A 13,608-nucleotide genomic window follows, 5' to 3' on the forward strand; every position below is an offset into this window, starting at 1 on the left:
AGTAACGACTTATGAAAGGGGTTTTCATGATCTCCGACCCGCTGGCGACGGCCGGGCTGGTCACGCGCGAGCTCCGCACGGGGTCCCGCGACGGGGCGCCGACGAAGATCGCGATCGCGCGCCGGACCTATGGCACCGATCAGGCCGACCTGTGGGACGCGCTGACCGACCGCGAGCGGATCCCGCGCTGGTTCCTGCCGATCAGCGGGGAGCTGTCGGTCGGTGGGCGCTACCAACTCGAGGGCAACGCGGGCGGCGTCGTCGAGCGCTGCGACGCGCCGGAGTCCTTCGCGGTGACGTGGGAGTACGGCTCGATGGTCTCGTGGCTCGTGGTCACGCTGACGCCGGACGAGGGCTCGACGACGCTCGAGCTCGCCCACGAGGCGCACGTCGACCCGGAGATGGGGCGCCAGTTCGGGCCGGGCGCGGTCGGCGTCGGGTGGGATCTCGCCCTGATGGGGCTCGGCCTGCACATCGAGAGCGGCGCGCCGGTCGACCGCGAGGCCGGCCTGGCGTTCCCGACGACGCCGGCGGGGATCGAGTTCGTGCGCAGCGCGGCGATGGGCTGGGCGGACGCGGCGATCGCCGACGGCGAGGAGCCCGACGCCGCCTACGCCGCCGCCGAGCGGACCATCGCGTTCTACACCGTCCCGCCCGACGCCTGAGTGGACGGCGTCTTCGAAGCCCTCGGCGACCCGACCCGCCGGCAGATCCTGCAGCTGTTGGCCGCGGGTGAGCAGTCGGCGGGCGCGCTCGTCGCGGCCTTGCAAGCGGGCGGGTCGATCACCCAGCCGGCGGTCTCCCAGCACCTGAAGGTGCTGCGCTCGGCCGGCCTGGTGACGATGCGCGCCGAGGGCACTCGAAGGCTGTACGCGATCGACTCGGCGGGGCTTTCGGTCGCCGACGCGTGGCTCGCGTCGTTGCGGGACCCGTTGGCCGTGTTCGAGCAGCCGTTGGACGCGCTCGCGACCGAGGTCGCCCGCGGGCGCCGGGCGCGGCGGGCAGGCGCGCGGGAGGAGCGGCGTAGGATCGCGTGATGCGCGACCACTGGCAGCGCCGGATCGCCGAACTCGACCCAGACGTCGACTACGCCGAGATCTACCGGATCATGGGCGCCCACGAGTTCCCGTGGGACGTCACCCAGGCGCTCGGCCTCGCGTTGTATCGGACCTACGCGGTGCCGAGCATCGGGCAGCTGCTGTCGCGCACGCGCGAGTTCGAGGACCGCACCCACAAGCGCTACGCCGACACGGGACTGATCCTCGAAGCCGTGCTGGAGCACGGCTTCGGCAGCGCCGACGGCCGCTCCGCGATCCGCCGCATGAACCAGATGCACGGCTCGTATCCGATCTCCAACGACGACATGCGCTACGTGCTCTGCACCTTCGTCGTCGTCCCGCTGCGGTGGCTCGACCGCTTCGGCTGGCGCGCGCCGACGGAGGCCGAGCGTCGCGCGAGCGCGAACTACTACCGCGAGCTCGGCCGCCACATGAACATCAAGGACCGCCCGGAGACCCACGAGGAGTTCGCGGCGGTGCTGGACGAGTACGAGCGCGAGCACTTCGCCTACTCCCCCGGCGGGCGCGCGGTGTCCGACGCGACCTTGTCGCTGCTCTTGAGCTTCTACCCACGGCCTCTGCGACCACTGCTGCGGCGAGGGACGATGGCACTGCTCGACCAACCGCTGCGCGAGGCCTTCGCCTACCCGCCGCCCGACCGCGTCACCTCGGCCCTGACCGTCGCGGGCCTGCGCGCCCGCGCGGCGGTCGAACGCCGCCTCCCACCCCGCATGGAGCCGAAGTACGTCCGCGACCTCCCCGAGTTCGCGATCTACCCGAACGGCTACCGGGTCGAAGAGCTCGGCACGTTCCCGCGCTGAGAGGTCCGTGGTGGGCGGGCCGCGGCGCGCCGGGCCGCGGGCCGCCGCGGGCTGCCGTGCGCAGCCGCGGGCTGCCGTGCGCAGCCGTGCGCCGCCGTGCGCGGCCGTGCGCGGCCGTGCGCCGCCGTACGCGGCCGCGCGCCGCCGTACGCGGCCGCGCGCCGCCGTACGCGGCCGCGGGCCGCCGTACCCGGCCGCGGGCCGCCGCGCCCCGCCGCAAGCCCAGAACGCGGACGGCGGTCCCTTGACGCTTCGTCACGTCTCGTGTTCAATTGTCGACAATTCAACTGTCGACGACGAGGCGACGCGGATGAGTGACGAGCGCTGGATGACCTTCGACTGCTACGGGACGCTGCTGGACTGGCAAAGCGGGTTCCGGCGCATCCTTGCGCCGTTTGCCGGGGAGCGGATCGACGGGCTGGTGGAGGCGTTCCATGCGGTCGAGCCCGAGGTGGAGCGAGACCTGCCGACATCGTCGTACAAGGCGATCCTGCGGGAGGGCGTCCGGCGGGCCAGTGAGCGGGCCGGGATCGAGGCGACGGACGCGGACCTCGAGCTCCTGATCGACGGCTGGGGCACGATCGAGGCGTTCGACGACACGGTCGCCGCGCTCGAGGAGCTCAAGCGGCAGGGGTGGCGGCTCGGCATCCTGACCAATTGCGACGACGACCTGTTCGCCGCGACGGAGGCGGCGCTCGGGGTCGAGATCGACCTGGTGGTGACCGCCGAGGAGGTGCGCAGCTACAAGCCGGCGCTCGGGCACTTCGAGCGCTTCGAGGCCGCCACCGGCGTGGACCGCGGAAACTGGGTCCACGCCGCGGTGAGCTGGTGGCACGACATGGTCCCGGCGAAGGAGCTCGGGCTGCGGCGGATCTGGGTCGATCGCGAGAACTCGGGGCACGATCCGTCGATCGTCAGCGCGCGGGTGCCGGACATGGCGAGCCTGGCGGCGATCGCATGACCCGCGCCGCCACGCCCGACGTCGCCGCCGCGCTGGCCGACGCGATCGCCCGCTACACCGCCCGCAACCCGAAGAGCCAGGAGCGCGCGGAGCGGGCCAAGCGGGTGCTGCCCGGCGGCAACACCCGCAGCGTCCTGCACTTCGACCCGTTCCCGCTCGCGTTCGAGCGCGGCGAGGGCGCGTATCTGACCTCGTTGGACGGCGACCGCTACGTCGACCTGCTCGGCGAGTTCACGGCGGGCCTCTATGGCCACTCGAACCCGATCATCCTCGACGCGGTGCGGGAGGCGCTCGACCAGGGCATCAGCTACGGCGCCACGAACGACCTCGAGCACCAACTGGCGGAGCTGCTCTGCGGGCGGTTCAACGCCCTCGAACTCGTCCGCTTCACGAACTCCGGCACCGAAGCGAACCTGATGGCGCTCGCCTTGGCGACCCACCACACCCGACGCGACCACATCCTCGTGTTCAAAGGCGGCTACCACGGCGGGGTGCTCGCCTTCGGCGGCGGCGAGCCGAGCCCGGTCACCGTCCCGCACCGGTGGGTCCTCGGCGACTACGACGACGTCGAAGGCACCCGCGCCCTGATCCGCGAGCACGCGGACACGCTCGCCGCGATCCTGGTCGAGCCGATGCTCGGCTCCGGCGGCTGCATCCCCGCCTCCCCCGCGTTCCTGACCATGCTCCGCGAGGAAGCGACCGAACACGACGCGCTCTTGATCTTCGACGAGGTCATGACGTCGCGGCTCCCGCGGCCACACGTGAAGCCGGACCTGATGACACTCGGCAAGTACCTCGCGGGCGGGATGTCGTTCGGCGCGTTCGGCGGCCGTCGCGACCTGATGTCCGACTACGACCCGACCCGCCCGAACGCGCTCTTTCACGCCGGCACGTTCAACAACAACGTCGTCAGCATGCGCGCAGGGATCGCCGGCTTGACCCACGTCCTCACCGACGAGGCGCTGCAAGCGCTCAACGCCCGCGGCGACGATCTCCGCGCGCGGCTGAACGCGATCGGCCACGGCATCCACGTGACGGGGCAAGGATCGCTGATGACGATCCACCCGCGCGACGAGACGTTGAAGCCGCTGCTGTTCTTCGAGCTGCTCGACGCCGGTTACTGGATCGCGTCGCGCGGGATGCTCGCGCTCAGTCTCCCGGTGACGGATGAGATGACCGAAGGGTTCGCGGCCGCCCTCGAAACGATCCTCGATCGCCACGCCGCGCTGTGCTGAGCCGCACGCTGCCCACGCAGGTCGCCGACCACGTCCGCGAGCTGATCCTCGACGGCAAGCTCGCCCCCGGCGAACGGATCATCGAGATCGACCTCGCGGCCGAGCTCGGTGTGAGCCGCCACACCCTGCGCAGCGCCCTGCAGACCCTCACCTCCGAGGGCCTGCTCGAACAGAGCCAGTTCAAGAGCACCCACGTCACCCGCCCCACCGCCCGCAGCGTCTACGAGACCTACACGCTGCGCAACGCGCTCGAGGCGATGGCCTGCCGGCTCGCCGCCGAGCGCGCACCGCATCAAGGCATGCCCGCCGTGGACGAGGCGATCTCCCGCATGCGCGCCGCCGCGAAGGCGGGTGACATCGAAGCGATGAAAGCCGCCGACTTCGACTTCCACGTCGCCGTGGTCGAGCTCGCCGATCACGGCCAACTCCGCGACCACTTCCACAAGCTCCACGCGCAGACCCGCCTGTACCTGAACCTGACGTCGAGCTTCCACTACGAGCTCGACGTCATCGCCCAGATCCACATCGACCTCGCCGACGCGATCCGCGCCGGAGACACCGAGTACGCAGAGAAGCTCGGCGGCGCGCACAACACCACGGACGGCGAGGCGCTCTGCGCGCGTCTCGAGGCACTCAGCTCACAAGGCCAAGCCCACGGCGGCCCGTCTCGTTGAGCTGCTCGGCCGCGAAGCGGTCCGGCCACGCGCGCTCGTAGTGCTCCTCGGGGAAGTCGCTCGGGCTCTCGCCGTGCAGGAACGCCTCGCGCACCTTCGCCGCGTAGCGCTCGTTGCGCGGGCACCACGGCGCGGCCGGGATGTACATCACGTTCCCCCACCCCTGCTGGTCCTCGACCGGGGCGACGCTGTGGATCATGTCGCAGTGCCACCAGACCGAGTCGCCGGCCTGGACGTCCGGGATGCCGACCAGCGCCCGCATGAGCAGCGGATGCCACTTCTCGATCGCCGGGAAGACCTGGTTGACGGTCGTGCCGCACATGTCGTCGTCGGCGACGTCGGACAGCAGCGGGCGCAGCATCAGGTACGCCATCGCCTCCGGGATCGGCACCGTGTGCAGCACGCCCTGGTCGTGCGCCATGTCAGACAGCGCGGTCCAGCCCTGGAAGGTGCGGAAGACTGAGCACATCGTCGTGCCCGGGTACTGCGGACCGGAGGTGCGGTACGACGCGTCCCACGGGTCGAACTGCTCGACGGAACCGTCGAAGAGGTGCCGGAACGCCTGCTGGTAGGCCTCGGTCATCCACAGATCGAGCGTGCCCGGATCCAGGTGGGCGCCCAGCCCGCCTGAGGAAGTGCCCGGCGGGCGGCGCCGGATCCGGTCCGGGTAGAGCGAGTCGCGGTCCGGGTCGAACCACTGCACGCCGTCGGACTCATACGTCCACAGGTGGTTCAGGAAGGCCTGCACGTTGGCCATGCGGTCGCTCTGACGCGCCTCCATCTGGGCGTGCGACCAGTAGACCGGATAGATCTCGGGGCGCGAGCCGACGCTGCCGAAGAAGTCGTCGCCCGGCCCGCGGTAGTGCTCGAAGAACGCGTTGCGCTCGACGTAATCGACGATGTCCTGGTCCCACGCGAGTGCCTGGTCGCGGTCGAAGTGGCCGCGGACGACGACGCAGCCACGGCGGCGCAGGTATGCGAGCTCCTCGGCCGAGACCGTGCCGGCGGCGATGTCCGCGTAGTCGATCACCGGCCAGACCTGCTCGCCACGCGCCTTGGCCGCCTCGATCTCCTCGACGCGCTCGGTCAACTGCGCGGTCACGACCTCCCAGACCTCCTCGACCGTCCGGCCGGAGGCTTCGATCCGTGCGCGGATCGCGGCCTTGATCTCACGCGTCGCGGCGCCGAGGTCCTCAGGCGTGGTCTCCCAGTGCGGCAGCGGGATCTGTGTGGTCGCGGACATCAGGTTCTCCTCTAGGAAGGACTACTTACTAGAACCGCAAGGTACCACCCGGATCCCATTTAGGCAAGAGCCCTTCCTAGAATCACGTCGATGCCCGCCAAGCCGACGTTGGACCTCCTCCGCTCGCTGTCCGACGAGCACGTGCTGCGGGCGCTGATGGAGCAGCGGCGGGCCACGCGCGCCGAGCTGGCCGCCGCCACCGGCCTCTCCAAGCCGACCGTGTCCGAGAGCGTCCGCCGGCTGAGCGAGTCGGGCGCAGTCATCGACACCGGCGAGCGGACGACCGGGCGCGGGCGCGTCGGGACCTACTACGCGCTGCCGGAGGTCGGCCGCGCGCTCGTGTGTGGCATCGCCCCGGAGGGCATCGTCGCCGAGGCGGTCGACGTCTACGGCGACGTCGTGGCCCGCGCCCACGCCGAGGTGCCGGGCGCGGACACCGTCGCCCGCGCGCTCGAGCAGGTGGCGGGCGACGTCGCCGACGGCCCGTTCCGGCTCGCCGTGGTGAGCGCGGCCGACCCGGTCGATCGCGAGACCGGGCGGCTGATCGAGCTCCCCGACGCCCCGTTCCTGGTCGGCGCGCTCGACCCGCCCGCCGTCCTGGCGACGCTCGTCGACGGGCCCGTCACCGTCGACAACGACGTCAACTGGGCCGCACGTGGCGAGCGCGCGGCCGGCGACTTCGTCTACCTCTACCTGGGCGAGGGCCTCGGCTGCGCGGTCGTGAGCGACGGCGAGGTCCGGCGCGGCCACGCGGGGCTCGCCGGGGAGATCGCGCACGTCGTGACAACCGGCCCGAATGGCGAGGCGATGCGCCTCACGGACGTCTTCCGATCGCTGGACCTCCGCCGCGCGGGGTCGACCGCGATCGACGTCCCGAGGCTGCTCGGCACCCTCGACACGACGCGGGACGCGCTGGCGCGCGCCCTCGGCGGCGTGCTCAACGCGATCGTGGCGCTCACCGACCCCGCCGTGATCGTCGTGGGCGGGCGGTGGGGTGAGGCGATCCTCCCGACCCTCGAGGCCACGCCCCGGACGGTGTCACTCCAAGCGGCGCAGGTCGACGACCCGCTGACCGCCGCACGCGCCGCGGCCTTGACGCAGCTCCGCGACGCCGTCGTCACGATGGCGTAGCCGCGACGCAGCACGATTTCCCTGCTGCTACGGTGTTTCGCAGTTCAGGCCCGCGACGGTCGGCGCGCCCACGCGCCCGCGGGCCACCAAAGAAAGGTTGTCCCGATGCCCCGCCGTTGGCGGTGGCTCGTCCCGTTGACGGCGCTGATGGCGTGCGTCTTGCCACGCGCTGGGGCGAGCGCCGCGCCCCAAGCTGTTCCGGATCTCCCGACCCCGCCGGCGGAGGGTCTCCTGGCCCGCGCGGCCCAGGCCGCGACCGCGCAAGCGATCGTGCAGCGCGACGAGGATCGTGCGGCCGAGCGACGCGAGCTGGACGGCGTGGTCGCCGTCGCGCTCGCCCAGGTCGGCGATGCCTACGCGTGGGGCGGCACCGGCCCGGACGCGTTCGACTGCTCAGGCCTGACCGCGTTCGCGTTCGCGCGGGCGCGAGTGAGACTTCCGCATACCTCGCAGGGCCAGGCGGCGATGGGCCGTCCCGTCGCCCGCGACGACATCCGCCCCGGCGACCTCGTCTTCTTCAGCACCGCGGGCGCCGGGCCGTCCCACGTCGGGATCGCCACCGGCAAGCGCACCGTCGTGTCCGCCACCAACTCGGGCGTGATGGAGCACTCCACCGAGGACGCGTACTGGGGCGGCCACTATGTCGGCGCTCGGCGGCTGGCTATGGCTGGTTCGCCTTGAGCACGAACCGCAGCCTGCGCAGTTCGGGAGCCTTCGTGTCACCCACCGCCTTGAAACGTTCCTCGGTGCTTGCGGCGACCTCCTCGAGAAGCTTCAGATCCTGATTGGAATGCGGGCGCGCCGCCCGCCAGATCGCGAGGAAGTCGCGCACGTCCGCGCGCAGCGCGGCGACGGACTCCTGCGCGTCGTGGCCCGGCGTGCGCTTGAGCTCGGCGGCCTTGCCGAGCAGCCGCTGCCGGAGCTCGCTGCGGCCGTCGTGCCGCGCCAGCACCTGGGCGTAGGCGTTCGCCATCGTGTGGAAGATCCCCGCGAAGCCGCCGAGGAACGTGTTCGGCCCGAAGTCGACCGTGACCGCGTCGCGTGGCGCTGAGCCCGCGGAGGTGCCGCGCGCGTTCCGGTCGATCCGGAACGGCTCCGCGATGTGGGCGTCGTAGCGGATGTCGGCGACGAGGTTGAGGTCGATCGCCCCGTAGTCGGCGATCAGGCGCAGGATCGATTCGAACTGGCCGAGCTCGCGCAGCCGCTCGACGATCGGGGTGATCGTCGCGTCGTCGAGCTGCCCGTTGACCGGCAGCTGCCGGCGCTGCTGGAAGTCCGCCAGCCATTGGGCGAACTCCTCGGTGGCGGGTGCGTCGGAATGACCGCCGGTGGCGAGCGCGACGATCGGGCCGGACACGAGCTCGGTCAGCACGAGGCTGTTGTGCGCCACCGCCTCCTTGAGCGCGTCAGGGGCCAGCGCCGCGGGCGCGGCCTTGGCGTCCGGGCCACGGATCGCGGGCAGCGCCGCGCTGATCGTCGCCTGGAGCGTGGCGAGGTCGGCGAACGCGGCGGGACCGAGTGTCACCGAGTTCAGCGCGCCCTCGTGGACGACCTCGGACGGCGTCTTCAAGCCGGGATCGAACCGCAACGAGAGCGCCAAGCGCGACCCGCCGAAGAGCTGCTGCTCGACGATCCGCGCGAACTGGGTCTGCTGGCCGCGCTCGACCGCGCGTGTGAGCAGGAGCGCGAGCATCGCGTCGTCGACCACGCCTCCGCCCGCGGGGTCGAGGAACACGAGCGCGTCGAAGGTGTCGACGGTGTAGGAGCCCTCCGCGAAGAGCAGGTTCAGCAGCGAGTTCAGCGCCCGCATCGGCGCGCCGTCGAGCCACTGGTTCGCGCGGGCGGCAGCCGCGAACCCGGGCGGCGGCGGCGTGCCCGTGGCGGGCACGCCTGTATTGACGTAGCGCGCGACCGCGGCATTGCCCGCGCTGCGCTGGAGGGCGAGGATCACGTCCGGTCCTCCGACGACGGCCGGCTCGGGCGCGCGGAGCGGTGGCGCCCGCTTCGGCGACTCGGTGGCGTGCACGCGCTCCACTAGGTGAAGGCCACCTCAGGCGGGGCCGGGGCGAGCGGGTTCTGCTGGTGCGGCATCGGCCCGTCGACGGGCGGCGACATGTCGAACTGTGGTGGCCCCGGGGTGGGCGCATGCTGCGTGTGGCTCCACTCCTGCACGCCCGTGATCCCACGCAGCGCTTCCAGGAACGTGACGCCGTGCCAGGGCTTGATGTCGTCGCCGGTGGACATGATCGACCCATCGTCCTTGCGCGGGACGCCGTGGCCGAACTCCGCCTTGACCAGCTCCTCGTGCGCGACCGGTTTCTTGAGCCGGTCCTCGTCGCCCGTGTACTCGTCGCCGAGCCCGAGCATGTGCCCGGCTTCGTGGAACGCCGCCGTCTGGTACTGGTCGCCCGTCTTCTCGGTCGACGTCAGGCTGCCGGAATTGAGCTTGACGTTCCCGTGGCCGTGAGCTTTGCGGCGCTTTGGGCCCTTGACCCTGCTCTGGCGGTACGCGGTGTCCGGCACCTTCGTGACCGTCAGGGCGTAATGCGACTCCTTCTCCTCGGACTCGACGAAACGCACCTGGACCGCCGCTTGCAGGTCTTCCCACCAGGGACGCCCGCAGTAGAACGTGAAGTTGCCGGACCACTTGGCGGAGACCTGGCGCATGAAGTCCGCCTTCCACTTCAGGATCGCCGCGGGGTCCCACCGGTTCTCGCCCGGCTCGACGTCCTCCTCGTCCTCCCAGTCGGCGGGGTCGCCGTCCTTGAACCAGAACTTGCACTTGACCGTGACGGTCAGCGCCGCGCTCTTGGGCTCATAGAGCACGTCGAAGTTGCCGCGGTGCGTGCTCGGGCGCCACGAATGGCTCTCGTACACCCATGCCAGGAACTTCTCACGCTCCGCCATCGCCTTGTCGTACGCGGCACGGTCGAAGCGCCGCGCCAGCACCGCCCGTGCCACAGCGGCGTTGCCGGCACTGCGTTGGAGCGCGAGCAGCGGGTGCTCGGCAGCGACGTCGCGAACCCCGCCGCGGCCCCTGCGCTCGCGGCGTTCCTGCGGTCCGGCGCGAAGCATGGCGCATGCTCCCACGACCGCTCCGCGCGAGTCAATGTCCACACGGGCAACAATGTGTCATGAACTCATGCCCGGTTCACGATGTCACTTTTGCGACCTGGCGTCGCGCAGCAGGCGCGCCATCCCGAGCTCCTCGCCGATCGCGATGGCCTCGCGGCGCAGCGCAGGGTCACGAAGCGCGGTCGCGAGCCCGAGCGACGCATGTGCCTCGTACGGCCGGCAGCGCATCGACCGGCTCATCGCGAGCGCGAGCTCGAAGTCCTCGACCGCGTCCTGGACCCGCCCGGTCAGCAGGCTGCAGAGACCGAGCGAGTAGGCGACCGGCCCGAGCGTCGCCGAGCCGATCCCGTAGACGATCCAGCAGTCGGCGGCGGGCCGCAGGTGCGGCTCGACCGCCGCCGCCAGCGTCGCGTCGCCGAGCTCCGCCGCGGCGTGGGCGAGCATCGCCATCCCGGGGTCGAAGTTGACATCGCGCGGCAGCATCGCGAAGTCGTCGCGCAGCAGCGCATCCAGTTCGGTCCGCGCCGCGTCGACGCGACCGGCCTGCGCGTACGCCCAGGCGACGCCCGTGCGCCAGGCGGGCAGCTCGGTGAACCGGCGCGCGTGGGCCTCGAGCTCCTCGGCCAACTCCCCCATCCGCAGCTGCTCGCCGCGGGCGATCAGCGTCACGACGCCCGCCTCCTGCAGCGAGAGGCCTGAGTGCTCGCCGATGGCCCGCACCTCGTCCGCGGCCTGGACGGCCTCCTCCCAGCGCCCGTCGAGCAGGATCTGCATCGCCCGCATCGAGGCGGCGTGCGTCAGCAGCTCCGGCTGGTCGAGCCGGCGGGCGAACTCGGCGTGGCGGGCGATCGCCGCGTCGGCCTCGTCGCGCCGCCCGCGGGTGAGCAACGCGCTGACCTGCCACATCCACGCCTCGGCGACCTGCTCGGGCGTCCCGATCCGCTCGACGACGTGCAGCAGCTCCTCGGCGAGCGCGAGGCGGATGTCGACGAGGTGCGGGCGCCAGTGCGCGAACTGCGCCGCCGACAGCGCTGTGGCGAGCGCGTGATCGTCGGCGACGCGGTGCGCCATCCGGATCGCCGACTCGATCAGGTCGGTGCCGCCCGCGGCCGAGAAGTACTGGACCGCGCCGAGCCGCGCCAGCACCTGGGCGCGCAGCGGCGTGTCCGTCTCGGGGAGCAGCGCGAGCGCCTCCTCGAGCAGGCGGGCGCTGGCGGGGTCCTCGTTGCCGAACCACGCCCACGGGCTGCCGGAATGCCCGAGCGCGGCGCGCGCGAACAGCTCCGCCCCGCCGGCGCGACGCGCGGCGCGCTCCAACGTCGCACGCGCGTCGGCGGCTCGCCCGAGACGCCAGTACGCCACGCCCAGGTCGAGAAGCAGCCGCGCGTCGTCGCGCTTGACCAGCGCCGCCTGCAGGAACTCCGCCGCCTCCGCGTACGCCAGCCGGCCCGTCGCCTGCTCGGCGGCGCGGATGGCGTACTCGACGGCACGCTCGTCGCCGGCCTCCGTGAAGTGGCGCGCGAGCTCGGCCAGCCACGGGTCCAACTCCGTGTGGCGGCCCTCGATGGCCTCGCCGATGCGGCGGTGCAGGAAGGCCCGCCGCGTCGCCGAGAGCTCGTGTTCGAGCGCGGTCCGCACGAGCGCGTGCACGAACGTGTAGTGACCCGGCGCGCCGTCCCACAACAACCCGGCCGTGACGGCGGCGTCGAGGTGGTCGAGAAGCTCGTCCTCGCGCAGCTCGACGACCGGCGCCAGCACCCGCAGGTCGAACTCGCGCCCGAGCAGCGCCGCGACACGCAGCACGCGGGACGCGTCTTCGCCGAGCCGCGCGACGCGCCGCACGATCACGTCCCGCAGCCCGGCGCTCACCGTGAACTCGCCCAGCAGCAGCTGCTTGACGAAGAACGGGTTCCCGTCGGTCTGCTCGCGCAGCGCGCCGGCGGTCTCCGGTGCGACCGCATGTCCCTCGGCCGCCGCGATCTCCGCGATCTCTGTGACATCGAGCCCGCGCAGGTTGATCCGTGACAGCGGGCCGTCGCGCTCGAGGTCCGCGAGCACCTCGGTGAGCGCGTCGCTGACATCGGTGTCCCGGTACGCGCCGATCAAGAGCGCCGGGCCGACGCCCAGCGAGCGCACGACGTGACGGGCGAGAAGCAGCGAGGAGCGATCCGCCCAGTGCAGGTCGTCGATGATCATGATCAGCGGCCGGCGGGCCGCCAGACGCCGCAGCAGCGCGATCACGGCGCTGTAGAGCCGGCGCAGCTGGTGCTCCGGGTCGGTCGTGTTCGACGCCGGCAGGTCGGGGACGCGGGCACGCAGTTCCGGGAGCAGCCGCGCGATCTCCGGCCCGTCGCCGCCGAGCAGGACCGCCAGCTCGTCGTCTCCGACACGCTCCAGCGCGGTGCCGAGCAGCTCGATCCACGGGCCGAACGGGAACAGCTGATCCTCGTCACAGCGGCCGTAGAGGACCTCCACGCCGTCGGTGTCGCGCGCGACCTCGGCGATCAGGCGCGTCTTGCCGATCCCGCCCTCGCCGCTGACGAGCACGACAGCCGTCTGGCCGCGACGAAGCTCCGCCCGCAGGCGCTCGAGCGGCTCACGTCTTCCCACCAGTGGCGTCGACAGCAGCGCCGTGAGGCGGTCGGGCAACGCGGCGGGCGCGCGCTCGGTGCGCAGCAGCTGCTCGTGCAGCTCGAGCAGGAGCGGCCCGGGCGTCGCCCCGAGCTCCTCGCGCAGGAGCGTCCTGGCGTCCTCGTAGGCGCGCAGCGCGTCGGCGACGTTCCCACGCGCGCGCAGCACCTCGATCAGTGCCGCGCGGGCGGATTCGCGGAACGGTGCCGCCTCGACCGCCGCCCGGGCCGCCTGCTCGGCGTGCGGGAGCTCCGGTCCGCCGAGCCGCGTCGCGCTCGACGCGACGATCTCGAGCAGCTCGATCCGCAGGTCGGCCAGCTCGGCACGCTTGTCCTCGATCCAGCGGGCCTCTAGTCCCGGCAGCAGTCCGCCCTCGGCGATCTGCAACGCCGCGCGGGCCGCGTCCCAGGCGTCCCGCCAGCGTCCTTCGCCGACCGCGGCATGCGCGACACCGAGGCCGGTGAACGCCGCCTCCCAGTCGACCCACGCGTCCGCCGGCAGGACGAGCGTGAGATCGCCGCGCCCCTCCAGCCGCCCCGGCCCGAGCACCTTGCGCAGGCGCGAGAGCGGAGCTGACAGCAGGGCGTCGGCGCTCGGTGGCGCGTCGTCGCCGGACCAGAGGACCTCGAGCAGCTCGTCGCGCCGGACCGCGCGGGCGCGGTGCAGGACCAGGTAGGCGAACAGCAGGCGGCCCTGCTTGCCGGGCAGCGCCGCCTCGACGCGCTCGCCGTCCAACTCCACCACGAGTCTCCGGCAGAGCTGGATGCGCGTCGCCACGC

12 protein-coding genes are annotated in these 13,608 nt (G+C 72.2%); 8 read left to right on the plus strand and 4 right to left on the minus strand.

The window, feature by feature from the left end; all coding sequences use genetic code 11:
- The first annotated feature begins 11 nt into the window (after positions 1 to 11).
- From G569_RS0140400 to G569_RS55775, 6 genes are all read left to right on the plus strand, one after another.
- Entirely contained in the window at positions 12 to 665 is a 654-nt protein-coding gene (locus G569_RS0140400; protein WP_028067620.1) for an SRPBCC family protein, read from the plus strand.
- Positions 666 to 1,037, plus strand: a complete 372-nt coding sequence (locus tag G569_RS55765) for an ArsR/SmtB family transcription factor (protein ID WP_037502580.1) — start codon at positions 666 to 668, stop codon at positions 1,035 to 1,037.
- Positions 1,037 to 1,879: an oxygenase MpaB family protein gene (locus tag G569_RS55770; RefSeq protein ID WP_037502879.1), complete on the plus strand. Its 843-nt coding sequence runs from the start codon at positions 1,037 to 1,039 to the stop codon at positions 1,877 to 1,879. The genes G569_RS55765 and G569_RS55770 overlap by 1 nt, the downstream gene beginning before the upstream one ends.
- 310 nt (positions 1,880 to 2,189) lie before the next feature.
- Complete coding sequence (locus tag G569_RS0140415) at positions 2,190 to 2,840, plus strand: HAD family hydrolase (RefSeq protein ID WP_028067621.1); 651 nt, start codon at positions 2,190 to 2,192, stop codon at positions 2,838 to 2,840.
- Positions 2,837 to 4,075, plus strand: a complete 1,239-nt coding sequence (locus G569_RS0140420) for an aspartate aminotransferase family protein (RefSeq protein WP_028067622.1) — start codon at positions 2,837 to 2,839, stop codon at positions 4,073 to 4,075. Before G569_RS0140415 ends, G569_RS0140420 begins: the two co-directional genes overlap by 4 nt.
- Positions 4,069 to 4,749, plus strand: coding sequence for a GntR family transcriptional regulator (locus G569_RS55775; RefSeq protein ID WP_053227728.1), 681 nt, complete (start codon positions 4,069 to 4,071; stop codon positions 4,747 to 4,749). The genes G569_RS0140420 and G569_RS55775 overlap by 7 nt, the downstream gene beginning before the upstream one ends.
- On the opposite strand, the gene G569_RS0140430 is transcribed toward G569_RS55775, so the two are convergent.
- Positions 4,709 to 5,992: a DUF1479 domain-containing protein gene (locus tag G569_RS0140430; RefSeq protein WP_028067623.1), complete on the minus strand. Its 1,284-nt coding sequence runs from the start codon at positions 5,990 to 5,992 to the stop codon at positions 4,709 to 4,711. The two genes, G569_RS55775 and G569_RS0140430, sit on opposite strands and share 41 nt — an antisense overlap.
- Positions 5,993 to 6,082: 90 nt before the next feature.
- On the opposite strand from G569_RS0140430, the gene G569_RS0140435 reads away from it, so the two are divergent.
- The gene (locus G569_RS0140435; protein WP_037502583.1) at positions 6,083 to 7,123 is read left to right on the plus strand and encodes an ROK family protein; all 1,041 of its coding nucleotides are present in this window, start codon (positions 6,083 to 6,085) and stop codon (positions 7,121 to 7,123) included.
- A gap of 105 nt (positions 7,124 to 7,228) precedes the next feature.
- Positions 7,229 to 7,804 carry a C40 family peptidase gene (locus G569_RS55780; protein ID WP_084286245.1) on the plus strand — a complete coding sequence of 192 codons (576 nt, stop codon included), beginning with the start codon at positions 7,229 to 7,231 and terminating at the stop codon, positions 7,802 to 7,804.
- Here G569_RS55780 and G569_RS0140445 read toward each other — a convergent pair.
- From G569_RS0140445 to G569_RS0140455, 3 genes are all read right to left on the minus strand, one after another.
- Complete coding sequence (locus tag G569_RS0140445; protein ID WP_028067625.1) at positions 7,785 to 9,158, minus strand: hypothetical protein; 1,374 nt, start codon at positions 9,156 to 9,158, stop codon at positions 7,785 to 7,787. The genes G569_RS55780 and G569_RS0140445 overlap by 20 nt on opposite strands.
- A complete protein-coding gene (locus G569_RS0140450) occupies positions 9,158 to 10,198 on the minus strand; it encodes a hypothetical protein (protein ID WP_028067626.1) in 1,041 nt (346 codons plus the stop codon). Before G569_RS0140450 ends, G569_RS0140445 begins: the two co-directional genes overlap by 1 nt.
- An 84-nt stretch (positions 10,199 to 10,282) precedes the next feature.
- Positions 10,283 to 13,606 carry an ATP-binding protein gene (locus G569_RS0140455; RefSeq protein WP_028067627.1) on the minus strand — a complete coding sequence of 1,108 codons (3,324 nt, stop codon included), beginning with the start codon at positions 13,604 to 13,606 and terminating at the stop codon, positions 10,283 to 10,285.
- Positions 13,607 to 13,608: the final 2 nt, after the last annotated feature.

This window comes from Solirubrobacter soli DSM 22325 (assembly GCF_000423665.1).
Lineage (GTDB): Bacteria > Actinomycetota > Thermoleophilia > Solirubrobacterales > Solirubrobacteraceae > Solirubrobacter > Solirubrobacter soli.